General features: G+C 50.7%; 24 protein-coding genes. 18 read left to right on the plus strand and 6 right to left on the minus strand.

Features of this window, described 5'->3' with window-relative positions:
* Positions 1–7 precede the first annotated feature (7 nt).
* The 5 genes from KDX31_04695 to KDX31_04715 all read left to right on the plus strand — a co-directional run bounded on the left by KDX31_04695 (position 8) and on the right by KDX31_04715 (position 5,803).
* A complete protein-coding gene (locus tag KDX31_04695) occupies positions 8–1,138 on the plus strand; it encodes a sugar ABC transporter permease (protein UTW04314.1) in 1,131 nt (376 codons plus the stop codon).
* Positions 1,138–2,007 carry a carbohydrate ABC transporter permease gene (locus KDX31_04700; GenBank protein ID UTW04315.1) on the plus strand — a complete coding sequence of 290 codons (870 nt, stop codon included), beginning with the start codon at positions 1,138–1,140 and terminating at the stop codon, positions 2,005–2,007. The genes KDX31_04695 and KDX31_04700 overlap by 1 nt, the downstream gene beginning before the upstream one ends.
* A gap of 70 nt (positions 2,008–2,077) precedes the next feature.
* On the plus strand, positions 2,078–3,217 hold the full coding sequence (gene ugpC, locus KDX31_04705) for a sn-glycerol-3-phosphate ABC transporter ATP-binding protein UgpC (GenBank protein UTW04316.1): 1,140 nt from the start codon (positions 2,078–2,080) through the stop codon (positions 3,215–3,217).
* A 67-nt stretch (positions 3,218–3,284) separates the two neighbouring features.
* Positions 3,285–4,784: a glycoside hydrolase family 32 protein gene (locus KDX31_04710; GenBank protein ID UTW04317.1), complete on the plus strand. Its 1,500-nt coding sequence runs from the start codon at positions 3,285–3,287 to the stop codon at positions 4,782–4,784.
* A 107-nt stretch (positions 4,785–4,891) separates the two neighbouring features.
* Entirely contained in the window at positions 4,892–5,803 is a 912-nt protein-coding gene (locus KDX31_04715) for a D-hexose-6-phosphate mutarotase (protein UTW04318.1), read from the plus strand.
* 55 nt (positions 5,804–5,858) lie between these two features.
* On the opposite strand, the gene KDX31_04720 is transcribed toward KDX31_04715, so the two are convergent.
* From KDX31_04720 to zwf, 4 genes are all read right to left on the minus strand, one after another.
* On the minus strand, positions 5,859–6,323 hold the full coding sequence (locus KDX31_04720) for a methylglyoxal synthase (protein ID UTW04319.1): 465 nt from the start codon (positions 6,321–6,323) through the stop codon (positions 5,859–5,861).
* Positions 6,324–6,486: 163 nt separating this feature from the next.
* Entirely contained in the window at positions 6,487–7,116 is a 630-nt protein-coding gene (locus KDX31_04725) for a bifunctional 4-hydroxy-2-oxoglutarate aldolase/2-dehydro-3-deoxy-phosphogluconate aldolase (protein ID UTW05303.1), read from the minus strand.
* An 87-nt stretch (positions 7,117–7,203) separates the two neighbouring features.
* Positions 7,204–7,911, minus strand: coding sequence for a 6-phosphogluconolactonase (gene pgl / locus KDX31_04730; GenBank protein ID UTW04320.1), 708 nt, complete (start codon positions 7,909–7,911; stop codon positions 7,204–7,206).
* Positions 7,898–9,373: a glucose-6-phosphate dehydrogenase gene (gene zwf, locus KDX31_04735; protein UTW04321.1), complete on the minus strand. Its 1,476-nt coding sequence runs from the start codon at positions 9,371–9,373 to the stop codon at positions 7,898–7,900. Before zwf ends, pgl begins: the two co-directional genes overlap by 14 nt.
* Positions 9,374–9,618: 245 nt before the next feature.
* Here zwf and KDX31_04740 point away from each other — a divergent pair, with 245 nt between their 5' ends.
* The 8 genes from KDX31_04740 to KDX31_04775 all read left to right on the plus strand — a co-directional run bounded on the left by KDX31_04740 (position 9,619) and on the right by KDX31_04775 (position 17,470).
* Entirely contained in the window at positions 9,619–10,464 is an 846-nt protein-coding gene (locus KDX31_04740; GenBank protein UTW04322.1) for a MurR/RpiR family transcriptional regulator, read from the plus strand.
* 132 nt (positions 10,465–10,596) lie between these two features.
* The gene (locus KDX31_04745; protein UTW04323.1) at positions 10,597–11,613 is read left to right on the plus strand and encodes an IS110 family transposase; all 1,017 of its coding nucleotides are present in this window, start codon (positions 10,597–10,599) and stop codon (positions 11,611–11,613) included.
* Between the two features lie 314 nt (positions 11,614–11,927).
* The gene (locus KDX31_04750) at positions 11,928–12,128 is read left to right on the plus strand and encodes a hypothetical protein (protein ID UTW04324.1); all 201 of its coding nucleotides are present in this window, start codon (positions 11,928–11,930) and stop codon (positions 12,126–12,128) included.
* Between the two features lie 241 nt (positions 12,129–12,369).
* A complete protein-coding gene (locus KDX31_04755) occupies positions 12,370–14,202 on the plus strand; it encodes an NAD(P)H-dependent oxidoreductase subunit E (GenBank protein UTW04325.1) in 1,833 nt (610 codons plus the stop codon).
* Entirely contained in the window at positions 14,199–14,903 is a 705-nt protein-coding gene (locus KDX31_04760) for a (2Fe-2S)-binding protein (protein UTW04326.1), read from the plus strand. Before KDX31_04755 ends, KDX31_04760 begins: the two co-directional genes overlap by 4 nt.
* On the plus strand, positions 14,900–15,529 hold the full coding sequence (locus KDX31_04765; protein UTW04327.1) for an NADP oxidoreductase: 630 nt from the start codon (positions 14,900–14,902) through the stop codon (positions 15,527–15,529). Before KDX31_04760 ends, KDX31_04765 begins: the two co-directional genes overlap by 4 nt.
* Positions 15,530–15,543: 14 nt before the next feature.
* The gene (locus KDX31_04770) at positions 15,544–17,010 is read left to right on the plus strand and encodes a Ni/Fe hydrogenase subunit alpha (GenBank protein ID UTW04328.1); all 1,467 of its coding nucleotides are present in this window, start codon (positions 15,544–15,546) and stop codon (positions 17,008–17,010) included.
* Entirely contained in the window at positions 16,994–17,470 is a 477-nt protein-coding gene (locus KDX31_04775) for a hydrogenase maturation protease (protein ID UTW04329.1), read from the plus strand. Before KDX31_04770 ends, KDX31_04775 begins: the two co-directional genes overlap by 17 nt.
* A gap of 75 nt (positions 17,471–17,545) precedes the next feature.
* On the opposite strand, the gene KDX31_04780 is transcribed toward KDX31_04775, so the two are convergent.
* The gene (locus KDX31_04780) at positions 17,546–20,050 is read right to left on the minus strand and encodes an EAL domain-containing protein (GenBank protein ID UTW04330.1); all 2,505 of its coding nucleotides are present in this window, start codon (positions 20,048–20,050) and stop codon (positions 17,546–17,548) included.
* A 230-nt stretch (positions 20,051–20,280) separates the two neighbouring features.
* On the opposite strand from KDX31_04780, the gene KDX31_04785 reads away from it, so the two are divergent.
* The 5 genes from KDX31_04785 to KDX31_04805 are packed head-to-tail and all read left to right on the plus strand — an operon-like array spanning position 20,281 to position 23,213.
* Positions 20,281–20,802, plus strand: coding sequence for a DUF2878 domain-containing protein (locus tag KDX31_04785; GenBank protein UTW04331.1), 522 nt, complete (start codon positions 20,281–20,283; stop codon positions 20,800–20,802).
* Positions 20,792–21,307: a hypothetical protein gene (locus KDX31_04790; protein UTW04332.1), complete on the plus strand. Its 516-nt coding sequence runs from the start codon at positions 20,792–20,794 to the stop codon at positions 21,305–21,307. The genes KDX31_04785 and KDX31_04790 overlap by 11 nt, the downstream gene beginning before the upstream one ends.
* 25 nt (positions 21,308–21,332) lie before the next feature.
* The gene (locus tag KDX31_04795) at positions 21,333–21,926 is read left to right on the plus strand and encodes a DUF3833 domain-containing protein (GenBank protein ID UTW04333.1); all 594 of its coding nucleotides are present in this window, start codon (positions 21,333–21,335) and stop codon (positions 21,924–21,926) included.
* Positions 21,923–22,780 (plus strand): SDR family NAD(P)-dependent oxidoreductase, encoded by an 858-nt coding sequence (locus KDX31_04800; GenBank protein UTW04334.1) that lies wholly within the window; start codon positions 21,923–21,925, stop codon positions 22,778–22,780. The genes KDX31_04795 and KDX31_04800 overlap by 4 nt, the downstream gene beginning before the upstream one ends.
* On the plus strand, positions 22,764–23,213 hold the full coding sequence (locus KDX31_04805) for a nuclear transport factor 2 family protein (GenBank protein UTW04335.1): 450 nt from the start codon (positions 22,764–22,766) through the stop codon (positions 23,211–23,213). Before KDX31_04800 ends, KDX31_04805 begins: the two co-directional genes overlap by 17 nt.
* A 65-nt stretch (positions 23,214–23,278) precedes the next feature.
* Here KDX31_04805 and KDX31_04810 read toward each other — a convergent pair whose 3' ends face one another.
* Entirely contained in the window at positions 23,279–23,554 is a 276-nt protein-coding gene (locus KDX31_04810) for a SemiSWEET transporter (GenBank protein ID UTW04336.1), read from the minus strand.
* Between the last annotated feature and the right edge of the window lie 54 nt (positions 23,555–23,608).

A 23,608-nucleotide genomic window follows, 5' to 3' on the forward strand; every position in this document is an offset into this window, starting at 1 on the left:
TATGTGTATGAATGCTAATACGTCTGTTAACAGTAGCGACACGGTAACCGTGTCATCAGGTCGGCCCGCCGAGCCCCACCGTCCACCGAGAAAGCGATATGTCTTTCTTATGAGTGCTCCGGCTCTGCTTGGTCTGTTTATGTTTATGGTTCTGCCATTTCTAATGGCGCTGGGGATGTCGTTTACCGATCAGCGTTTGTTGTCACCTAATGCGACAGAGTGGGTTGGTTTACGAAACTATGACCGCTTGTTGAGCATCAGCTGGTTGGTTCAGGAGCCGGTTGCCGATGCAGCTGGCAATCTGAAACATACAGCGGATGGCGAGCGGGTCTATCCAAGACTGCGTTCAGTGCTGCGTAAGGATTCTGAATATAAAGATTTTAAAGCGTTTACCCACTGGTCTTTTGGAGATAAGCGTGTCGTCCTTCTGGCGAAGGATCCGAGCTTTATTCAGTCCATTATTAATACATTATTGTTTGTGATTCTGGTGGTGCCGATCCAGTGTGGCACGGCCTTAGGATTGGCGCTGCTGATTAATCAGAAGCTGCGGGGAATCTTCCTGTTTCGAACGGTATTCTTCTCGCCAGTGGTGACATCTATTGTTGTGGTGTCGATCGTCTGGAGCTTTCTGTATCACAAAGATTTAGGATTATTTAACCACTATCTGAATGCGATGTCGTTCGGGCTGATCGGCCCGGTTGACTGGCTGGGTGATCCTGACTGGGCGATGCCCTCGATTGTGCTGATGTCTGCCTGGCAGGCCGCCGGTGTGCAGATGCTGATTTTTCTTGCCGGTTTGCAGGGCATCTCCGGCGATCTGTATGAAGCCGCTGAGCTCGATGGTGCTGGTCTCTGGGGCAAGTTTGTCAATGTTACTCTGCCGGGGCTAAAGAACACCACTATCTTCGTTGTTATCAGTACGACGATTCAGGCGTTTGGTTTGTTTACCCAGGTCGATGTCATGACCCGGGGTGGTCCTCAGGGCTCTACTTCAACGGTTATGTATCATGCCGTGACTAAAGGTTTCAGGGAGCAGGATATTGCCTACGGTTCTGCGATCAGTGTGATTTTCTTTCTGGCTATTCTGGCAATTGCGTTGCTACAGAAGCGCTTTTTTGACAAGCAGGAGGGTGCGTAATGAAACGTTTACAAAAGCTGGGCGCGTATCTCTTTCTTTTACTGATTGGTTACGTTTTTCTGTTCCCGCTGCTGTTTATGATCATGTCTTCTTTTAAGCCAGAGCAGGTTATTTTTGCGGATCTTTACAGTATTCGGGCTATTCTGCCGGTCGGCGATCTTACGCTGGATAACTACCGCCAGGTATTTGAAAAGAGTGATGTTTTACTCTATTTCCGTAACTCAATACTGATTACGTCAGCAACCGTTATTCTGGGATTATTTGTCAATAGCTTACTGGCATTCACTCTGTCCCGTATGAGCTGGAGTGGTCGGAAATATATTCTCGCAGCAGTGGTTGCGCTGATGATTATCCCTATCGAAGCGATAGTGGTGCCGCTGTTGCTATTGGTATCTAAGCTGCCAACGATCGGCTGGGATCAGGGTGGTTTGGTGCTGATGGGGTCCTGGCTGAACTCGCTGGAAGTGCAGATTCTGCCTTTCGTTGCGAACTCCTTTTTCATCTTTCTGTTCTATCAGTTCTTCAGGGATATACCGAAAGATTTTGATGAGGCTGCAGAGTTGGATGGCGCGACACCTTTTCAGATCTACCGACACATCATCGTGCCGATGTCCGGCCCCGTGTTTGCCACAGTGGCCATCCTGCATTTTCTGTTGATGTGGAATCAGTATATCTGGCCGATTATGGCGGTGCAGGGTGAGGACGCCCGTCCGGTCATGCCGGGTATTCAGATCTTCTTCGGCAGACAGACCAGCTGGGGTGAAATTATGGCCTACGCCTCATTTGTTACCCTGCCGGTACTGGCCGTGTTCCTGGCGTTCCAGAAGAAATTTGTAAGCAGTTTGGCCGGAGCCGGCATAAAAGGCTGACCGGTTGTTGGAAAAATAAGAATTCAAGCACTTGATGGCCTGTACAGCAGGCAATCTCGGGAGAAGAAAAATGGCAGACGTAAAACTGACCAAAGTCGTTAAGCGCTATGGCGATGTTGAAACAATCCACGGTATTGATCTGGATATTAAGGATGGTGAATTCGTTGTCTTTGTCGGTCCATCCGGTTGTGGTAAATCTACACTTCTGCGCATGGTTGCCGGGCTTGAAGAGATCACCGAAGGTGAGCTGCACATCGATAATGAATGTGTCACCTCTGTTGCAGCATCCCGTCGGGGTGTGGCGATGGTGTTTCAGTCTTATGCCCTGTATCCACATATGACGGTGCGGGAAAATATGGGGTTTGGCCTGAAAATGGCAAAAACGGATAAGGCTGAGATCAAGCGTCGGGTGGATGAATCGGCCAAAATCCTCCAGTTAGAGCCGTTATTGGATCGCAAGCCTAAAGCACTCTCTGGCGGTCAGCGTCAGCGGGTCGCGATCGGACGTACAATTGTCCGTAATCCCAAGGTGTTCCTGTTTGATGAGCCGCTGTCGAATCTGGATGCGGAGCTTCGGGTTAAGATGCGGGTCGAGATCGCTAAACTGCATTCACAGTTGAAGAATACCATGATCTATGTAACCCATGATCAGGTTGAGGCGATGACAATGGCGGATAAAATCGTCGTTTTGCGCGGTGGAAATATCGAGCAGGTTGGCAGCCCGATTGAGTTGTACCTGAATCCGGTAAATGAGTTTGTTGCGGGTTTTATCGGCTCTCCCCGAATGAACTTTTTTGACTGTGATGTGATCAGCCAAACCAACTGTTCGTTGCAGCTACGGTTACCTTGTGGAACGGAGGTTGAGCTGGGCGCGGATGTGAGTGCCTCGCCTGGTATGAGCAAGGTTAAGCTGGGTATTCGACCCGAGCATCTGAAGGAAGACCATAAGGGGGAGGTGAAGATAGGTGTTGATGTCGATGTTGTCGAACACCTGGGTGGGGCGACCTATATCTATGCCCGTTACGCCGGAGACAATGAGCTTATCGTACAGGCGGGAGGCTTAAGTTCAGTACAAAGGGGGCATCACTGTGACATTAGTTTCGATCTGGATCAGTGTCACCTGTTTGATTGTAATGGTTTATCTCTAAGAGCAGCACAACCGGTACCCCTTCATACAGAGGTTTCAGTTCAGGAATTGGTTTCAGGCTGAGTTCGGTTTCAATTTTTCATAAGTATGCCGGCATAGCCGGTATACAACTATTTTACAGCGGTACTCTATGACTTCTGCAGCAGCTTCTTTTGTATCAGCAACTGTGACTGAGCGTCCATTGCTGCATTTTACACCGCCCAGGGCGTGGATGAATGATCCAAATGGTTTGGTTTATTTTGATGGAGAATACCATCTGTTCTATCAGTATTATCCTGATGGGCTTGAGTGGGGGCCAATGCACTGGGGGCATGCGGTCAGTGTCAATCTTATCGATTGGCAGCACCTGGAGATAGCGCTTTTCCCTGATGAAAATGGCATGTGTTTTTCCGGTAGTGCGATCGTCGATTACAACGATACCAGTGGTTTGTTTAATGGCGAGTCCGGGCTGCTGCTATTTTACACGACCCACCGGGTGACGGGTGAAGGGTGTGATGACTATGAGCAGGATCAATGTATCGCTTTTAGTCGTGATCGGGGCCGTAGTTGGGAGAAATATGCAGGTAATCCCATTATTCCGGTACCGGGCTTCAAAGATTTTCGCGATCCTAAAGTGGTCTGGCATCAGGCCTCTCAGCATTGGATTATGGCCCTTGCCTGTGGCCAGACTATCCGTTTCTACCGCTCTGAAAATCTGCTGGACTGGGCGTTATGCAGTGAGTTTGGTGAGCATCAGGGATCTCATACTGAGGGACCCTGGGAGTGTCCGGATCTGTTTGAACTGCCGGTTGAGGACGGTTCAGGTAGTCGCTGGGTGTTGATTGTCGGTGTGGGGGCGGGCGAAGATAGCTGGGGATCCTTTACTCAATATTTCATTGGCGATTTTGACGGCACCCATTTTCATAATGAAAATGAGCCCGACAAAGTACTGCTGATGGATCAGTCCCGTGACTTTTATGCGGCACAAAGCTGGTCTGATGCGCCGGACAATCGTCGCATCGCCATTGCCTGGATTAATAACTGGCTGTATGCCAATAACATTCCCCAAAGTGGCTGGCGTGGCATGATGACGGTTCCCAGAGAGGTCCGTCTGGTTGCCACCGCTGAAGGGGTGCGGATCGGACAGCGGTTTGTGCCTGAGCTGGGTGAACAACCGTTATCGCAAGCGACCATGCTCACCTGTGACGCTCTTGGCGAAGGAGAGCAGCTTGCCCTGACTACGGCGCAGGAGAGCATAAAGCCGGTTCATGGGTCGATCAGCTTTGCTATGAAGTCGGGAAGTTGCGTTGATCTGTGTCTGAGTCAGACCGGACAGCCCGATCTGAGTTTCAGGCAGACGGAGAGCGGACTGATTATGAGTTATCAGCGTACAGGGCAGAATGGTGTCGACGCATTCGATCGCTTTTTCCCCTGCCGTTTTGATCTGCCAATCACTCATAGTCGTGGTTCAGTAACGCTGGAATGGATCAGCGATAATGGCAGTCTTGAGCTATTGATTAATGATGGCATCTACTCGTTAACCAGTCTGCAGCTGTGTCAGTCTACTGCTGTCGGACATAATGCGGCGAAGCTGATTGTTGCCCGTGGCGAGATAGAGATAACGGGCGGTCAGAGCAGCGTGTTTGGCTAGTGGGTTTTGCTGTACTATCTGTTCTTACATTGTAATTGTACTGAATTATTAGCCGTCTGATTATGACGGCTTTTCTTTGTAAAAAAATACGGATCGAGGCCGGTATTATGGATCATTCCCCGTTTCAGGATAGCCTGGAAACGAAAATAACAAGCATGGATATGGGCTGCCACTCTCTGCAATGGTGCGGATATGAGCTGATTGTTTTCAAGGATCTCTGGGGTGAGCTGGTTATCTCCCTGTTGGGGGGGCAGGTGATGCTGTTCCGGCCTGCGGGTGAAAAGCCTCTGTTATGGCTTACTGCAAAACCTGCCGGTGCTCCAGCGGCGATCCGTGGCGGTATACCGGTTTGCTGGCCCTGGTTTGCGGAGCATCCTCAGAATCCTGAGCTGCCTAAGCATGGTGTTGCCCGCACCGCCCGCTGGCAGATCGACGATCAGGCCGTTGATGAAACGGGTGGACGGTGGCTGATGTCACCGGAGCTCTCTCTCTGTGACGGGATTCAGCTGCAACTGGAGATCACCGTGGCAGATGCTGAGCTTTCGCTGGCGTTAACCACGACTAATGGCTCTGCTCAGCCGATGACGCTTACCCAGGCGCTGCACAGTTATTTTGCGGTGTCCGACAGCCATGATATTGAGATACAGGGATTAGCCGATTGCCGTTGTCTGGACAAGGTTCAGGATATGCAGCCGGGAGTGATGCCGCCGTCCCTGCGTTTTACTGCGGAAACTGATCTGGTGGTTGAACAGACGGATAATAGTGACGGCGTGATGCTGATTGATCATGGCTGGAAGCGTGCCTTGCGCATTATTAATAGGGGGAGCGGCTCTACGGTTATCTGGAACCCGGGGTCTGCGGCCGCAAACATGAGTGATGTAGGGATGGATCAGGTGTCTCAGTTTGTCTGTGTCGAGGCCGCCAGAACCCGGTTTTTCGATGAGCCGGTTCTGGCGGTCGGTGCAACGCAGACGCTGGCCACTTCAGTCAGATCACTGCCTTATCCGCCAGCCCGGTAATCCGGGTTAAGCGATTAAAATAACGCTTAAGGGGCAGAAAATAGCGCCTTTTTGCTTATGGTTTATTGAGTCGCTTCTGCAGATAGTCTTCATAATCGGGTACGCTGTACGGGTGCTGCTGACTCAAAAGTGGCGAGCTGATCATGAAGTCGGCAGAGCTTCTGCTGCAGGCAACCGCCACATTCCAGACAGCGGCCACCCGCAATAGCGCTTTAACATCAGGATCGTGAGGCATCGGCTCAAAGGGATCCCAAAAGAAAATAATAATATCTATCTTCTGCTCAGTCACCATCGCGCCAATCTGCTGGTCGCCACCCAGTGGGCCGCTAATGAGCTTAGTAATCGGCATGTTCAGACTGTTTTCCAGCAGATGGCCGGTGGTGCCTGTGGCATACAGCTGGTGCTGGCTGAGGATAGCCTGATTCTTTTGTGTCCAGTCGAGCAGATCCTGCTTCATATTATCGTGAGCGATCAGTGCGATACGTTTCCGTGTCGGCATCGTTATCTGCTTCATATCCATTCGGGTCACCTTTAAATACGTTTTTTTAGCGCGTTCTGTTATCGGGATCAGCTAATAAAAAAGCCCGCATTACAGCGGGCAAACCTTACATCAGGTATTCTTTTGGTCAGAACCAATACGACGGATAAAAGCCTGCAACACTGCTGTTTGCTATTGCGTGGTCTCAGGAAGCACTGTTAACCGCTTCTCTGGCAAGTTTCATGATACCTGCCCAGTCTTTATTGGCTATCAGTTCATCCGGGGTTAGCCAGGTGCCGCCGACGCACATAACATTTGGCAGTGCCAGATAGTCAGCGGCGGTGTGTACTCTGATGCCGCCGGTAGGGCAGAACCGGATATCGCCGAAGGGGCCGCCAAAGGCTTTTAATGCAGCCGTGCCGCCTGATATTTCCGCAGGGAAGAACTTAAAGCGTTTATAGCCGCGTTTAATGCCTTCCATCATCTCAGAAACGGTCTGAATGCCTGGCAGGTAGGGGATATCACTGTTGATGCCGTAATCTAGCAGTTCACTGGTGATACCCGGACTAACGATGAATGAGCTGCCGCTATCCACTGACCGTTTATAATCATCAGGATTGATGACGGTGCCGGCACCCACATGCGCTCCCGGCACTGCCCGGGCGATTGCTTCGATCGCTTTCAGGGCATTCTCTGTGCGCAGAGTGACTTCCAGAACGGGTAATCCTCCTTCAACCAGTGCTTCAGCGATGGGAACGGCATCTTCCAGCCTTTCTATGGTCAGTACCGGAATCACCGGGCCCAGGCTGCATAGGTGATCTATCCTGGTCATCATCCCGGCTGATAGTGTGTTGTTAGTCATAAGTAATCCCGTCATTTAATTCAGAGCCAGTGGTTGTGGTATCTCTAATAGCATTTTTATCTACGGCGCCCAGTAAATGATTAGTGGGTGTTGCAGAAACAGGCTGACCGGCATCGATTCAGGGGTGCTCGTCAGTGCTTGCGCTAGTGTTTCCAGCTTATCGTTGCCGCAAATATGTAAAATCCGTAACTCGCTGTTTAATAGTCGTGCCGGTGTCAGCGAGATTCTGGCGTAGGGCGCTGTGGTTGGGTTAACTGCAACACAGTCTGCTGTGCTGGAAAGCGCTGCTCTCAGTTCTACAGCGCAGGGAAACAGAGAGGCCGTATGACCATCGTTACCCATTCCCAGAATGACTACATCGAGCCTTCCGTCAATGGCGGATAAGCGTTGTTGGCACGCCTCTATCGCCTCCTCAGCAGAGCAACCGGGTTGCCAGAGTGAGATAAAATCTGCACTTCTGGCGTTGCCCTGAAGCAGATGAGTACGCAGAAGCTTCTCATTACTGTCCGGTTTGTCAGGGCTTATCCAGCGATCGTCGGCCAGGGTAATGCTGACTTTATTCCATGGCAGCTCAGCCTGGCTCAGGTTCTGAAACAGCGGTACCGGAGTTGAGCCACCGGAGACTGCCAGGCTGGCACGGCCTTTGTCTTTGATTGCGTTACTGAGTTGATCCTGAAGCAACGCTGACAGGTGAGCGGTCAGCGCCTCTCTTGATTCAAAAGCCCGGACGTCGACATTGTCGGGAAAATGGATTTCACTGATCTTCATGCCAGCTATTCCCATCTTTGATTAACATCAGGTCTGACGCTTTTGGGCCCCAGCTGCCTGCGGCATAGGGCAGGGGTGGCTTAGTATCGCTGGCCCAGTGCTCCATTAGCTGATCGCACCAGGTCCAGGCATGCTCGACTTCATCGCGGCGCACAAAGAGGTACTGATTGCCCTGAATCACTTCCAGCAGCAGTCGCTCGTAGGCATCCGGAATCCTTTTCTGTTCAAACGCCTGGGAGAAGTTCAGCTTCAGCGGTTCGCTACGCAGGCGCATTCCTTTACCCAGTCCCTGATCTTTGTTCAGTATCTGTAGCGAGATTCCCTCTTCCGGCTGTAAGCGGATAATCAGCTTATTCTGCGCCAGATGTCTCTGGTTTTCGTCAAAGATAAAGTGTGGCTGAGGTTTAAAGTGTATGGTGATTTGCGAGAGCTTTTCCGGCATCCGTTTTCCGGTGCGTAGGTAAAAGGGGACTCCGGCCCAGCGCCAGTTATTAATTTCAGCTTTTATGGCAACAAAGGTTTCTGTATTGCTATCCGGGTTTGCGCCTTCCTCTTCCATATAGCCGGGAACCGGTGTTCCCTCCAGCATTCCTTTTGTGTAGCGTCCGCGTACGACATGGGTGGAGCACATCTCTGAGGTAATAGGGCGCAGGGCTTTAAGTACCTTCACTTTTTCATTGCGGATCATGTCTGCAGACAGATCATCCGGTGGGTCCATCGCGGTGAGGCAGAGTAGCTGTAACAGGTGGTTTTGCACCATATCCCGCATCTGTCCGGCCTTATCAAAATAACCCCAGCGACCTTCAATGCCTACTTTCTCCGCCACGGTAATCTCAACGTGGGAGATATGGCTTTGATTCCACTGGGAACCAAACAGAGGGTTAGCAAAGCGCAGGGCAATCAGATTCTGTACCGTTTCTTTGCCCAGATAGTGATCGATCCGGTAGATCTGGGTTTCATCGAAATACTCGGCGACCTGATCATTCACCTCATTGGAGGATTTCAGATTATGGCCGATCGGTTTTTCCAGTACGACACAGCTGTTGGTGTTGATGCACTCGCACCTGGTCAGGTTTTTGCTAATTGATCCATAGATTGAAGCGGGGGTTGCATAATAGAAGATGCGTGCCCGTTCGGCGCTGGTATCAAGCGTGGTTTTCAGATCCTGGTAGCTTTCAGCTTCGGTAAAGTTCACGCTGCAGTATTCAATTTTGGCCAGAAAACGCTTCAGGGCTTCGGGTTCCAGCTCTTCAGGTTTTACATATCGGGCCAGGCTTTCTTTGCAGATATCGGAGAAGCTATTGGTGTCTTCCTCGTGTCTTGCCACGCCAATAATGCGTGAGTCCTGTCCCAGTAAGTCAGCACTTTCCAGCTGAAACAGTGAGGGGATAAGCTTCCTCTGAGCCAGGTCACCCATGGCACCGAAGATCACAATGTCGCTGGAAGTACTCGCTATAGACATGGTTGAACCTGTATTTTGTAGTTATTAAAACAATATAATGTGTATATTATGTGGTTTAAATCTGTTTTTCAACACTATGTAAGTAATATAACAACATACAAGAGGGTTTATTTCCCCTCTTTTAGCATATATTGCCTCTAAAATAGTGCTGGAAGCTGGTTTTATAGGGATGTATAGTCACCCTTATATTAACAAATGTAGTTAAATAACCACCATTTAGTCTACTTAAACAGAGTAATTATGATATGAACCTGTTAGAGCAGATTTACGATCGTCTTGAATCGTTAAATAAATCTGAGCGTAAAGTTGCCAATGTCATCATTGGTGATCCGGCAACGGCAACGCGGTTAAGTATAGCGTCGCTGGCTCAGGCCGCGTCTGTCAGTGAACCAACGGTGAATCGCTTCTGTCGAAACTTCGAAGCGAAAGGCTACCCGGATTTTAAGATTCAACTGGCCCAGAGCCTGGCGGGGGGGACTCCTTATGTCAGTCGTAATGTTGAGCAGGATGATTCCACTGAGGAGTATACGGATAAGATTTTCACCTCGACGATTGCTGCGCTGGATGTTGCCCGTAAAGGGGTGAATGCCGGACTGATCAGTAAGGCGGTTGATTACCTTATACAGGCGAAGCAGATATCCTTCCTGGGGCTGGGGGCGTCAGGCCCGGTTGCCACCGATGCTCAGCATAAATTTTTCCGGTTCAACCTGCCGGTCGCTGCCTATGAAGATGTGCTGATGATGCGTATGGTCGCTGCGGCTGCACATACAGGCGATGTGTTTGTGGTCATCTCTTACACCGGTCGCACCCGGGAACTGGTCGATGTTGCTCAGATTGCCAGAGAGAATGGTGCAACGGTTATTGGTATATCCGCCGAAAACTCACCACTGGCTAAAGAGTGCACGGTGTTGCTGGCGGCACCCACGCCGGAAGACACCGATATCTATATGCCGATGACATCACGCATCGTTCAGTTAACACTATTGGATGTTCTGGCAACCGGGGTAACGTTGCGGCGAGGTGTGGATTTTCATCAACATCTTAAGAAGATTAAAGAAAGCCTGAAAGCCACCCGTTATCCCAGTGAGTAGCGCAGCCTGTGGCTAATCGTTTGATAATATGTTGTCAGAAAACCCGCAAATAGCGGGTTTAATGAGATGGTTCCCCTCGCTTTTAACCAGCTATGCTGGAAAGGCGACGAAACCAACAAGGAGAACCATCTCATGTCTATCAAAGTCCTTGGAATCGATTTAGGCAAGTCTTCTTTTCATTTAATTGGTCGTGATTCTCACGATAAGCAAGTCTGCAAAAAGAAACTCTCTCGTCATCAGCTCATTACTTTTATAGCACAACTACCGCCATGCATTATTGCGTTTGAAGCATGCGGTGGCGCGCACTGGTTAGGCCGTCTCTGCATGAGTTATGGTCACGACGTCCGATTAATCCCGCCTCAATATGTTAAACCTTTTGTTAAAGGTAATAAAAACGACTTCATTGATGCGCAAGCGATTACTGAGGCGGCAGGTCGTCCGGATATGCGGTTTGTCGCAGTGAAGTCAGTTGACGCACAAAGTCAGGTAGTCGTACATCGAGTACGTGAAGGCTTCGTAGCGGAGCGCACAGCTTGTATGTCACGTATTGGCGCGCTGTTATTGGAATTCGGTTTATCCCTTCCACGTGGTCACTCAGCGATGAAAAAGCTGTTTTCATGGCTAAGCACACAAAAAGTTACACTATGCCCAGCCATCATAGGTGAGCTTCAAGTGATGCATGATCACTACCGCTACTTAAATGAGCAAATAGCCGAACAAGATATAAAAATCGTTAGGCAGGTTAAGCAAAGCAGTCGTTGCCAGCTACTAAAAACCGTTCCTGGTATTGGTGATATGACTGCAAGCCAATTAGCAGCAGAAGTGGGCAATGCTCATCAGTTTAAAAGCGGTCGAGAAATGGCTGCTTGGTTAGGGTTGGTGCCGCGGCAATATTCGACAGGAGGGAGGTCGAAGTTATTAGGTATTAGTAAGCGTGGAAATAAACGCCTTAGATGCTTATTAGTGCACGGAGCCAGAGCGATCCTATCACGATTGGATAACTATCGGGGGCCGATGTATGACTGGCTAAGAAAGCTGAGAGCAAGTAAATCATTTAATACGGTCTGTATTGCTCTGGCAAACAAGCTGTCACGAATAGCGTATGCTGTTTTAAGCAAGAATGAGCCTTACCAGTCACAGCAGGTTTAATCAGGTTTGCAATAACAGAGCGTGATGATGAAAAGGGTTGACCGTCCGGGTAGTAAACCTGTCACAAAAAACAGCTGTTATAAGCTGTCGGTTTTTTAAGGGCTATCTGGCGCGGATGCTCATCGTGGAGCAGGAATGAAACATTCCTAATTAAAGACTCCGAATACATTAGCGCAAAACCACCTCATGATCACAAATCTGTGTTGCAATCATGAGGGGAACCATACATTTTTGTATTTACCCGGACGCTGGTGCTTACACGCTGAACGAACCTCGTTATTAATATGGAGTATTGCGCGCCAGACCAGGTTTTAATGAACTCTGAAATATTCGCAGCGCCACAGGTGACCGTCAAGCTGACGGGTGCTGATGGTATTGTTCATATTGCCAGTGAGTGTGTTATGCCGTTCGTGCCAGGCTCGCCTGAGATGCTCTGGGCGGCCGGGTCAGCTAAGATAAACAGTGAGTCCCTTTACGTATTCATCACCCAGTGCGGTAAATCTCATTGTTGTTAGCCAGCCAGAATGCCAATAGTCCTATGAAGTAAATTCTTACAAATGTCCTGAGTGGGTTTTTCTATAAACAATGGACCAGATTGTGTTAAAAATAACAGACTGGCTTGAACTTAACTTGACTAAATAAGGGTAGCTGATGGAGGTCATTGCACTGCCGTAGCGCTTCTATTCAGATAAAGGGGAGCCGTTTTATGGTTATGCTTTATCCGTAATGCCGTCAATGTCATGAAGGATTGTGAACATGAATAACAAGATCCAGACGATTATTCAGCGTTATCAGTCAGACCGGACCCGTCTGCTTGATATGCTCTGGGAACTGCATCACCTGTACGGTTACCTACCCGGTGAGGCTCTGTCGGAGCTGGCCGGTGGCCTGAATATGTCAGTCGATGATGTGCGCGAAACCAGTTCCTTTTACCATTATTTTCATGATCATCCGACCGGCAGGTACACCTTTTATCTGAGCAATACGGTGATTGCCAGAATGAAGGGTTATCAGCAGGTGCTGGCGGCACTGGAGCGTGAGACCGGCGCATCTGTCGGGGGAGTGGATGAGTCCGGGACGTTTGGCTTGTATGAAACACCCTGCATCGGCCTGAGCGATCAGGAACCGGCGATGTTGCTCGATGATGTGGTATTTACCCGACTGACCCCCGAAAAAATCTCAGATATTGTCAGCCTGTTAAAACAGGGCCGATCACCCGCAGAGATCGCTAACCCCAATGCCTTGCCTGAAGATGATGTTACCTATGTAGATCAGCTGGTTGAAACCAATATCTGTCAGGCCGGCCCGGTGTTTTTTCAGCCTCTGAATGATTTCCCAAGGCTTCTGAAAAACTGTCTGGATGCCGGTCCCGATGCTGTCATCGGGGAGATTGCCTCTGCCAGTCTGAGGGGGCATGGCGGGGCGGGTTTCTCCACCGGGTTGAAGTGGCGCCTGTGCCGCGAGGCTGCAGGGGCGGCTAAATATGTGATCTGTAATGCTGACGAGGGGGAGCCGGGCACTTTCAAAGACAGAGCTTTACTGATTCGCTCGCCGCAGGCTGTATTGATGGGGATGATTCTGGCCGCCAGCGTGATCGGTGCCCGCGAGGGAATTATCTATCTGCGTCAGGAGTATATCTATCTCAAAGCTTATCTGGAGAAACAACTGCAACTGTTCAGAGAGCAGGGGTTGCTGGGAGACAATATTCTTGGGCATGTGGATTTTAGTTTTGATATCCGTATCCAGATGGGTGCCGGGGCTTATATCTGCGGAGATGAATCAGCACTGATCGAATCCTGCGAGGGTAAGCGGGGCACCCCCCGGGTGAAACCGCCTTACCCGGTAGAGCAGGGCTATCTGGGGATGCCGACCTGTGTCAACAATGTTGAAACTCTTGCTGCGGTAACCCGGGTGATGCAGCAGGGGGCTGACTGGTATCAGAAACTGGGCACAGAGGATTCCAGAGGTAGCCGGCTGATGAGTGTTTCGGGTGATTGTGTACGCCCCGGAATATACGAAATAGAGTGGGGCACGACCCTTAATCAGGTGCTGACTCGGGTGGGGGCTGTCGATCCCTGGGCGGTACAGGTCAGCGGCCCGTCTGGCGAGTGTGTTGCGGTCGAAAAAAGTGGCGAGCGGCGCTTCGGTTACGGCGACCTCAGCTGCAATGGCTCTTTGATGATCTTCGACCGCTCAAGGGATCTGCTCGAAATTGTGCAGCACTTTATGCAATTCTTTGTCGATGAATCCTGCGGTATCTGCACTCCCTGTCGGGCGGGTAATATTGATCTGCGTAACAAGGTTGAACGGATTATTGCCGGCAGGGCCTGTCAGCAGGATCTGGATGAGGTGGTGAGTTGGGGGAATCTGGTACGCAGTACCAGTCGCTGTGGACTGGGAGCCACTTCGCCCAATCCGATTCTGAGTACCTTGCAGCAGTTCCCGGAAATCTATCAGGCAAAACTGACCCGGCAGCAGGGGGTCTTATTGCCATCATTTGATCTGGGAGCTGCGTTACAGGGCAACGAACAGGCGCGTATAGAACTGACCCGGATAACGGCGAAAGAGGTTTCGGAGAAAACGAAATGAGTATTCAGATAACCATTGATGGTCAGCCGGTAGCAACTGAAGCGGGACATAACCTGGTGGACGTTGCTGCAGACAACGGCGTGTATATTCCTACGCTCTGTTATCTCAAAGGACGGCCCTGTCTGGGGACCTGCCGTGTCTGTTCGGTCCGGGTCAATGGCCATGTGACTGCCGCCTGCAGTGTGCCGGTGGCTGATGGTATGCAGGTGGAGGTCGAAACGGCAGAGCTGGCAGATATGCGTAAAGCGCTGGTGGAGTTTCTCTTTGTTGAGGGCAATCACAACTGCCCCAGTTGTGAAAAAAGTGGTCGCTGCGAGCTTCAGGATACCGGTTATGAGCTGGAGATGATGGTATCCCGTTTCCCTTACCGTTTTCCGTTGCGGCCGCGGGAGGTGGTGGCCGAACAACTCTGGCTGGAGCGCGACCGCTGTATCTTCTGTCAGCGCTGTGTTGAATTTATCCGGGACCGGAAAACCGATCAGAAGATCTTCAGTATCAAGGGGCGTGGCAGCACTGCGCAGATTGAGATCAATGCAGAACTTGCCAATGCGATGCCGCCGGAGCAGGTGCGGCAAGCGGTCGATATCTGCCCGGTGGGCTGTATTCTTGAGAAAGGGGTTGGCTTTAATGATCCGATCGGGCAGCGCAAATTTGAGATTCAATCGGTGCGTGAACGGGCGCTGGGGGAGAAAAAGAAATGAGTAAACCCGATAAAAACCAAACCTGTTCACACGATCTTCCGGCCAGCCAGATGGACCCTGCACTACAGGCGGCGCGAGATAAAAAAATCAAGGTGGCGATGATCGGTTTGTGCGGCTGCTGGGGCTGCACTCTGTCACTTCTGGATATGGATGAAGCGCTACTGGGGCTGTTGGATAAAGTGACTATCCTGCGTTCATCGCTGACCGATATTAAGCGGATTCCGGAGCGCTGTGCCATCGGTTTTATCGAAGGCGGTGTGGCTAATGAAGAGAATATTGAGACTCTGAAAGAGTTTCGCGAGAATTGTGACATTCTTATATCCGTTGGCGCCTGCGCTATCTGGGGTGGCGTTCCGGCGATGCGTAATGAGTTTGAACTGACCGACTGCCTGAAAGAAGCCTATGTTGATTCAGTCACCGCGGTGCCTGGTGCAATACCCACGATTCCGTACCACGACGATATTCCGCGGATAACCACCAAGGTATACCCCTGTCACGAAGTGGTTAAAATGGATTACTTTATCCCCGGTTGCCCTCCAGATGGTGCAACGATTCTTAAAGTGCTGGATGATCTGATTAACGGGCGTGAATTCGACCTGCCGGCATCGATTAACCGATACGATTAACAGAGGGAACCGAGATGAGTCGAAAACTGGTTATTGATCCTGTTACCCGTATTGAGGGACATGGCAAGGTTACCATTCAGCTGGATGATAGTAACAGGGTGACCGATGCTAAGCTCCATGTGGTGGAGTTTCGCGGTTTTGAAAAGCTGATACAGGGACATCCCTACTGGGAAGCGCCGATGTTGCTACAGAGGATCTGTGGTATCTGCTTTGTCAGTCATCACCTGTGCGGCGCCAAAGCTCTGGATGATATGGTTGGTGTGGGACAGGGGTCTGGAATCGATATGCTGCCAACGCCAGAAAAAATCCGTCGACTGGGGCACTATGCCCAGCAGTTACAGTCCCATGTGACCGCCTATTTTTATCTGGTTGTCCCCGAGATGCTGTTCGGTATGGATGCGCCGCCGGAGCAGCGCAATGTGCTGGGGCTGGTGGAACAGAATCCGGCGCTGGTAAAGCGGGTTGTTGCACTACGTAAGTGGGGGCAGGAGCTGATCAAAGCGGTATTAGGTAAGCGGATGCACGGCATCAGCTCTATCCCTGGCGGGGTGAGCAAGAATCTCAGCGCAGCGGAACGGGATCGCTTTCTCAACGGAGAGGCGGGGCTGCTCTCCATTGATGAGGTGATCGAATACGCTCAGGATGGTCTGAATCTGTTTTATGATTTTCATGAAAAACACCGCCAAGAGGTCGATAGTTTTGCCGTGGTTCCGTCACTGGATATGTGCCTGGTTAATGAAGCGGGCAATGTGGACTACTATCACGGCCGAATCCGGATTATCGATGAAAACAAGACCATCGTGCGGGAGTTTGATTACCACGACTATCTTGAGCATTTTTCCGAAGCGACCGAAGCGTGGAGCTATATGAAGTTTCCCTTCCTGAAGCAACTGGGACGGGACAAAGGTTCTGTACGGGTGGGGCCTCTGGCGCGCATGAATGTAACTAAAACGCTCTCTACTCCACTGGCTCAGGCGGCCCTGGAAAAGTTTCATGACTACACCGGCGGTAAATCAAACAGTATGACGCTGCATACTAACTGGGCCCGTGCTATTGAGATTATCCACTCCGCAGAACTGATTAAAGAACTGTTGAATGATCCCGACCTGCAAAATGAGCAGTTGCTGATGACCCCGGCGGAAAACGCCTGGACCGGTGAGGGGATTGGCGTTGTTGAGGCCCCCCGGGGGACTCTGCTGCACCACTACCAGGCCAATAAAGAGGGCGAGATTACGTTTGCCAATCTGATCGTTTCGACCACTCAGAACAATAGTGTCATCAATCGAACGGTGCAGTCGGTGGCAGAGGATTATATCAGTGGAAACGCTGAAATTACCGAGGGGATGATGAACGCTATCGAAGTGGGCATTCGCGCATACGATCCCTGCCTGAGTTGTGCTACCCATGCGCTGGGGCAGATGCCACTGGCGGTTTCTCTGTTTGATGCAGAGGGGAATCTGATTGATGAACAGCGCCGTTAAACCGAAGCGGCTAGCGCTGGCGGACTTTAACCGGGCCGATTGTCTGATCTATGGTATCGGAAATCTTGCTCGCCAGGATGACGGATTGGGATGGGCGTTTGTCGACTGGCTGGAAGCCACAGGCATCTGTCCTGAGGCAGAGATGGTGCGTAATTATCAGCTGTTTCTCGAAGATGCCGATCTGATCAGCCGTAAACAAAAAGTGTTGTTTATCGATGCCACTCAGGATCCGGGGGTGGAGGCGTTTTCACTGCAGTCGGCGAGTGCAAAACTGGATTTTAGCTTCACCTCCCATGCGATCTCCATTCCGGCCATCATGGCGACCTGTCAGCTCTGCTTTGATAAACAGCCAGCAGTCTATGTGCTGGCTATCAGAGGGTATGAATGGGCGTTAGAGGAGGGGTTGACCGCCGGTGCCAGGTCTAATTTAGACCGCGCTATAGCTCACTTTAGGGTATAGCGGTTTTGTAGCGGGCTAATGACTCCAGCCAGACATCTGTTTGTCACGCAGACTGTCCGTGGACAGGTGGCAGGGTTAAGCTTTTTGATGTTGATGCCAGTTGATGAATGCATCTGCCGGCATCGGTCTGGCGAGCAGAAATCCCTGCAGCTGATCACAGCTCATCTGTTTGAGAATATTCATCTGTGACTGATGCTCGATGCCCTCGGCGACAACCTTCAGGCCCAGTATATGGCTCATCTCAATGATCGAGGTGACGATGGCCCGGTCCACTTCTGAGTCTCCCAGATTGACCAGAAAGCTACGATCAATCTTCAGAGTATCCAGCTCCATCGTGCGGATATAGCTGAGACTGGAGTAGCCGGTGCCAAAATCATCAATCGCCACCTGAATACCCTGGCTGCGAAGTGTATTAATTGCCCTTTTGGTCTCCTCCGGACAGTAAAGAAAGCAGGATTCGGTCAGCTCTACTGACAGAAGGTGTGCGGGTAGACTTTGTTGTTGCAGTGTCGCAAGAATACGCTCAGCGATATCGCCCTGCTGAAACTGTTTGGCTGAGACATTAACGGCCACGTTGATCTCGGCACCCTGTTTACGCCATGCCGCAATCTGTCGACAGGCTTCTGCGATTACAAAATCACCGATCCGGTTGATCAGTCCAAGATCCTCTGCCAGGGGAATAAACTCAACCGGTGAAATAAAGCCCAGTTGCGGATGCAGCCAGCGTAACAGCGCCTCACAGCTGTCAGATCTGCCTGTTTGAAGGCAGACTTTCGGCTGGTAATAGAGTTGAAACTCGCCATTATCCAGGGCTGCCTGAAGGTCGCTGCCCATCTGATAGCGGGACTGAATCTGCTGGTGTTGTTCAGAAGAGAAGAAGCGGAAACTGTTGCGCCCGAAATCTTTTGCCAGATGTACAGCCGAGTCGGCACATTTGAGCAGGGATTCCGCATTGTCGGCATCGGTTGGATAGAAGCTGACGCCGATGCTGATAGTGACTTTCAGTTCTTTATCATCGATCAGAATTGGTTGGTTGACTGTGTTCAGCAAGCGGTTGAGAAACTCACTGATGTGAGGTGTGTTATCGACATCGGTGAGAATCAGATTAAACTCATCGCCGCCAAAACGGGCCACGGTATCGCCATTATCTAACTCATGTTCAATGCGCCGGCCGACCTCCTTAAGCACTTTGTCCCCGGTTTCGTGGCCATACAGGTCGTTGATTTGCTGAAAAAAATCAACATCTATATACGCTACGGCAATCCGGTGTTGATGCTCTTTAGCATATCCCAGTGATAGCTGAAGACGGTCATTAAAGAGTTTTCGGTTAGGGAGTCGGGTCAGCTCATCGAAGTAGGCAAGCCGCTTGATGCGGGCTTCAGATTTTTTTATCTCGGTCAGGTCGGTGAAAATTGCTGCATATTGCGAGATATTTCCACTGTCATCCCTGATCGAAGTGATACTGAGCCACTCAGGGTATACCGAACCATCTCTGCGCCGATTCCAGATCTCCCCCTGCCAGAAACCCTGTTCTGCCAGGTTTAGCCACATCTCGGTATAAAACCTTTCGTTGTGGCGTCCGGAGCTGAGAATGCTGGGGTTTTTCCCCAACACTTCTTCACTGGTATATCCGGTGATCTCCGTGAACGATGGATTAACCCGAAGAATAAGAGAGTTTTTATCACAGATGACGATCGCTTCCATCGACGCTTCAATGACTTTATCCGCCAGCTTCAGACTGTGTTGGGATTGTTCCAGCGCACGATCCTGTTCATTCAGCAGTTCCCGCAGGTGATACACGCAATCACTTTCTACACTTTGCAGGATATCGGAGTAGGAGATAAGCCCGGTTATTTTTCCCTCATGGTTAGTGATAGCGAGATGCTGGAACTGATGCTGGTGAAATACCTTTCGGGCTTTATATAAGCTTAAATTCTGTTCAATCGTCACCAGAGGGTTATTGCAAAGGTCGCTGAGATTATGATCCTGCATATTCTGAGAGATCAGGGTCACGGCGTCCCGTTCGGTAAATATACCGCATACTTCGTTATGCTGAGTGATCAACAGGGCGGAACTGTCGGATGCCTTCAGTTTCTGCAGCGCAGAGAGAACGGTACTGTTGCCATCAACAGTGAGCGGAGCGTGATCTGCGATCTCCTCGACTGAGCGCAGGAAAAGGTCATGTTCGATACCGTGACTGTTAACCACGTCGGTTTCAGAGAGAATCCCGCAGGCTTCTCCGGATGCTTTGGTCACGACGAGATGGCGAACCCCTTCGGCGATCAGTCTGTGTTCGGCTTCATCCACTGATTCCCATTCTGATACAGACGATACCGGTGCAGACATTAACTCTGTTATCGGAGCGTTTTCATGCTGATCTGCCCACAGACTGATCAGATCCCGCCGGGTGACAATACCCACGGGCAAACGATTATCGCACACAACAATACAGCCGATTTGTTGGTCGGCCATGAGCCTGATCAGGCTTTCTGCCGTTGCATCAGGCGTGCAGGTGATTAGGTTTGTCTGGGCAATATGTCTGACAAGTAACGGGTTGTTACGATCAGGAGTTCTGGACATCGAAAAGGGACCCTTTCACCAGAGTGGATGTTTAAATGAGGCGGTATATTACACATGCACTTTAAGTGGGTATAGCCGCTGCAACCTGCACTGAGGGATTATGGCGATTAAATTCAAGTAATATGAATTTTTTATGATCTGTATCAGGTTTTGCTTTTATTGCTTGAATCCAAATAAATCTGATCCTTCTCCGGCGTGCGTGCGTAGTAGTTTCTGGAGGAGCAGAGACTATGAGATCAGGCTTATCACAGGGGTTCTGGGTTAATCAGGCGGGTTTTCAGCTGGCCTGGTGGTGTGCGATTTTATTCACCGGCCAGAGCTTACCTGTGCTTATCACCTTATTGCTGTTGCATTGTCTGTGTCACCGACAACCACTCAATGAAGCGTATGTTGTCATTGCCTGCGGCTTGATTGGATTTTGCGTTGATCTGCTGCTCACGGCGGTGGGTTTTTTTCGCTTTGAGTCAGCGGCAACACCGCCTCTGTGGTTACTTCTGTTGTGGTTTTGTTTCGCCGCGACCCTGAGACAGAGCCTGAGCTTTTTCCATAATCGCTGGGTGCTCGCTTCAGTGTGCGGAGGCGTATCCGGCAGCCTGGCCTATATTGCGGCGGCTAAACTCGGAGCCGTCAGTATCGGCTTATCGACACTACCGGGCTTTCTGATTCTGATGTTTATCTGGATGGGACTGTTTCCGCTGCAGCTATGGCTGAGTGCGCAGCATTTTCCGGGGGAGGTCAGGGGTGCGTATTAATCGGTTATTGATCATCCTGGTTCTGGCTATGGCCGGTCTGACGCCTGCGCTAGCCAAACCGCTGCCTCAGGAGATGAAGCTTATTGGCGAGGCAGAGCTGAAGGTGCTTTGGTTCCGGGTCTATAACGCCCGGCTTGAAAGCCCTCAGGGGGATTTTATTTCTGCATCAATGCCATTGCTGCTGACGCTCGAATATCAGCGCGATATCAGTAAACAGGAACTGCTTGAAGAGACCCGCAAGCAATGGCAAAGGGCGGGTATCGAACCGTATGATCAGACGGCATGGCTCGCTTCATTAACCGAACTATGGCCGGATATCCGCCGGAATGATTCGCTTGGTTTTTATCAGGATGCCGATGGAGATGGACACTTTTATTACAATCAGCGCTATCTGGGCAGTATCCGCAATAGCCGCTTCAGCCGGGCGTTTCTCGATATATGGTTATCTGAAAACAGTGATTTTCCACAGCTAACCCAACAGTTGACCGGCAGGTCTTCAGAGTGAAACTCAGGGTAAAAGGACGATTGATATGACTCACACAGCCTTATTACTGGCATTGGCCTTAGCTGCTTTTCTAATACTTCCCGGCTGTGCCAGTTCGCTTGATGATTATCGCGATGAGCAGCCATCATTAGAACTGGATCAGTTTTTCGACGGGCGTCTGGTTGCCTATGGCATGGTGCAGGACTTTTCTGGCAAGGTAACCCGCCGGTTCAGGGCCGATATTTCGGCGCAGTGGCAGGAGGAGAAAGGGACTCTGGATGAGCGATTCTTCTTCAGTGATGGTGAGCAGCAGAGCCGTTGCTGGACGATAGTCAAACAGGGTAATCGCTATCGGGGAACTGCCGGCGATATTGTCGGTGAGGCGCTCGGTGAAGTTCAGGGCAATACCCTTAACTGGCGTTATACCCTGCAGGTTCCGGTGAACGGCCGGGTGTGGAATATAGCCCTGGATGACTGGCTCTATCTGATCGATGAGAATAATCTAATTAACCGCACCAAAATGAAAAAGTTTGGCCTGCCGGTGGGTCAGTTGACCCTGCATATCCGTAAGCTATCTGACGGTGAGGTTAGTCAGACACTGCCCTCTGAATCAGGATGTAATCCGCAGGAGGGGATATGAGCAGAGTTTCAGATAATGCCCGGTCACCCTGGAGGACTGCCTGGGTTACCGGCGCCGGGAGGGGGATAGGCGCCGAGCTTACCCGATTGTTGTGTCATCAGGGCGTAACCGTCTACGGCTCAGCAAGAAGCGCTGAGCAGCTTGAGCAATTACGCCTGGAACTGAGTCACTGTGATGGCGAGCTGATTCCGGTACCGTTGGATATTCGCGATCCGGAAGCAATACAGCAGCAGTTTCTTGACTGGGATGCCGGGGGTATTATGCCAGACCTGGTGGTACTGAATGCTGGCACGCATGATCCGTTTTCTGCATATGAGTTTTCTGCACAGCGCTGCAAAGACATTCTGGAGATAAATTTACAGGGGGCTATAAATTGCCTTGATCCTGTTTTATACCGTTATCTTAAGAGGGGCGAAGCGACTGATCCGCAGAGGCAGGCTGAACCATTGGCGTCCAGCGGATTGTTAGGACAGATTGCTGTGGTCTCTTCATCTGCAGGGTATCGGGGCTTGCCTACCGCAGCGGCATACGGTGCGGGTAAGGCGGCATTAATCAATCTGTGTGAGTCGCTACGGCTGGATCTGCTGGGGAGTGGGGTAAAGCTGCAGTTAATCAATCCCGGATTTGTCCGCACACCGTTAACCGATAAAAATGATTTTCCGATGCCCGCGTTGATGGAAGCAGACGAGGCGGCCAGACGGATTGTGAAGGGACTTTTAAGCGACCGGTTTGAAATAATCTTTCCCCGTCGCTTCGTTTATTTGCTAAAACTATTCAGAGTGATGCCCTATCGCTGGTATTTCTGGCTGGTTGGCAAGGCTACAGGAGCGGGACAAGATGTCAGAAGCGATTAACCTTACATATACAGAGATCTTACACAACTACGCTCACTGTCTGGCCGGGCTTCAACCGGCGACAATCAGCGAGCTCGGCGGACTGGTTGCAGATGAGGTGCAGTTTAGCGATCCGTTTAATCATGTGCAGGGTAAAGCGGCATTTCTTGGAATCATGGAGGAGATGTTTCGACAGCTCAACGATGTGCGTTTCGATCTGCTTGACTGTCAGCTGCAGGGCCGTACGGGTTATCTGTATTGGTGTTTTTCTGCGGCCTCTTCGCTCACCGGAACGTTTTCAACTGAAGGTGTCAGTCGTGTCTGTTTAAGTGAGGCGGGGCTGGTGATCAGTCATCAGGATTTCTGGGATGCCAGTATTCTGATGCAGGAGTTCCCTCTGCTGGGAAGGGTGATCCGTTATATCCGCAACCGGGCTGCATATCGCAGTCAATAAACCGTTGACCGTTCGTCAGGCTCAAATCGTCGTACCGGATGAATCGGCCCCGGTTTTTCAGATCGTCAGCTGTGCTGTTTTAGTCGGCGTCTTTTATTCAGTGTCAGGATCAGCACCATTGCTGCCAGAATGAACGTCACCAGATTGGCCAGTATCACCGGGATATCGCCAAGAATCAGACCGTAAACCAGCCACAGGGCAACCCCCAGGGTAAACACAGAATACATCGCCAGGGATATACCATCCACATTCCCTGTGCGCAGTATGTGAACCACCTGAGGCACAAAAGAAAGTGTGGTGCAGGTCGCTGCCATGAGTCCTATCAGGGTAAAGTTTTCCATCGTTGTGTCTGCAAGGTTGCTATAAGGTTGTCTGTAAGAGTGCGGATCATAGGT

The organism is Amphritea atlantica (genome assembly GCA_024397875.1).
GTDB classification, from domain to species: domain Bacteria; phylum Pseudomonadota; class Gammaproteobacteria; order Pseudomonadales; family Balneatricaceae; genus Amphritea; species Amphritea atlantica_B.

Coding starts and splice junctions, on each gene's coding strand:
- ugpC (UTW04316.1), top strand. CDS start 2,078: ATGGCAGACGTAAAACTGACCAAAGTCGTTAAGCGCTATGGCGATGTT.
- KDX31_04725 (UTW05303.1), bottom strand. CDS start 7,116: ATGATGACCAGGATAGATCACCTATGCAGCCTGGGCCCGGTGATTCCG.
- KDX31_04810 (UTW04336.1), bottom strand. CDS start 23,554: ATGGAAAACTTTACCCTGATAGGACTCATGGCAGCGACCTGCACCACA.
- KDX31_04805 (UTW04335.1), top strand. CDS start 22,764: ATGTCAGAAGCGATTAACCTTACATATACAGAGATCTTACACAACTAC.
- KDX31_04800 (UTW04334.1), top strand. CDS start 21,923: ATGAGCAGAGTTTCAGATAATGCCCGGTCACCCTGGAGGACTGCCTGG.
- KDX31_04695 (UTW04314.1), top strand. CDS start 8: ATGAATGCTAATACGTCTGTTAACAGTAGCGACACGGTAACCGTGTCA.
- KDX31_04765 (UTW04327.1), top strand. CDS start 14,900: ATGAGTAAACCCGATAAAAACCAAACCTGTTCACACGATCTTCCGGCC.
- KDX31_04720 (UTW04319.1), bottom strand. CDS start 6,323: ATGGATATGAAGCAGATAACGATGCCGACACGGAAACGTATCGCACTG.
- KDX31_04710 (UTW04317.1), top strand. CDS start 3,285: ATGACTTCTGCAGCAGCTTCTTTTGTATCAGCAACTGTGACTGAGCGT.
- zwf (UTW04321.1), bottom strand. CDS start 9,373: ATGTCTATAGCGAGTACTTCCAGCGACATTGTGATCTTCGGTGCCATG.
- KDX31_04750 (UTW04324.1), top strand. CDS start 11,928: ATGAACTCTGAAATATTCGCAGCGCCACAGGTGACCGTCAAGCTGACG.
- KDX31_04745 (UTW04323.1), top strand. CDS start 10,597: ATGTCTATCAAAGTCCTTGGAATCGATTTAGGCAAGTCTTCTTTTCAT.
- KDX31_04760 (UTW04326.1), top strand. CDS start 14,199: ATGAGTATTCAGATAACCATTGATGGTCAGCCGGTAGCAACTGAAGCG.
- KDX31_04775 (UTW04329.1), top strand. CDS start 16,994: ATGAACAGCGCCGTTAAACCGAAGCGGCTAGCGCTGGCGGACTTTAAC.
- KDX31_04795 (UTW04333.1), top strand. CDS start 21,333: ATGACTCACACAGCCTTATTACTGGCATTGGCCTTAGCTGCTTTTCTA.
- KDX31_04700 (UTW04315.1), top strand. CDS start 1,138: ATGAAACGTTTACAAAAGCTGGGCGCGTATCTCTTTCTTTTACTGATT.
- KDX31_04770 (UTW04328.1), top strand. CDS start 15,544: ATGAGTCGAAAACTGGTTATTGATCCTGTTACCCGTATTGAGGGACAT.
- KDX31_04715 (UTW04318.1), top strand. CDS start 4,892: ATGGATCATTCCCCGTTTCAGGATAGCCTGGAAACGAAAATAACAAGC.
- KDX31_04755 (UTW04325.1), top strand. CDS start 12,370: ATGAATAACAAGATCCAGACGATTATTCAGCGTTATCAGTCAGACCGG.
- pgl (UTW04320.1), bottom strand. CDS start 7,911: ATGAAGATCAGTGAAATCCATTTTCCCGACAATGTCGACGTCCGGGCT.
- KDX31_04740 (UTW04322.1), top strand. CDS start 9,619: ATGAACCTGTTAGAGCAGATTTACGATCGTCTTGAATCGTTAAATAAA.
- KDX31_04785 (UTW04331.1), top strand. CDS start 20,281: ATGAGATCAGGCTTATCACAGGGGTTCTGGGTTAATCAGGCGGGTTTT.
- KDX31_04780 (UTW04330.1), bottom strand. CDS start 20,050: ATGTCCAGAACTCCTGATCGTAACAACCCGTTACTTGTCAGACATATT.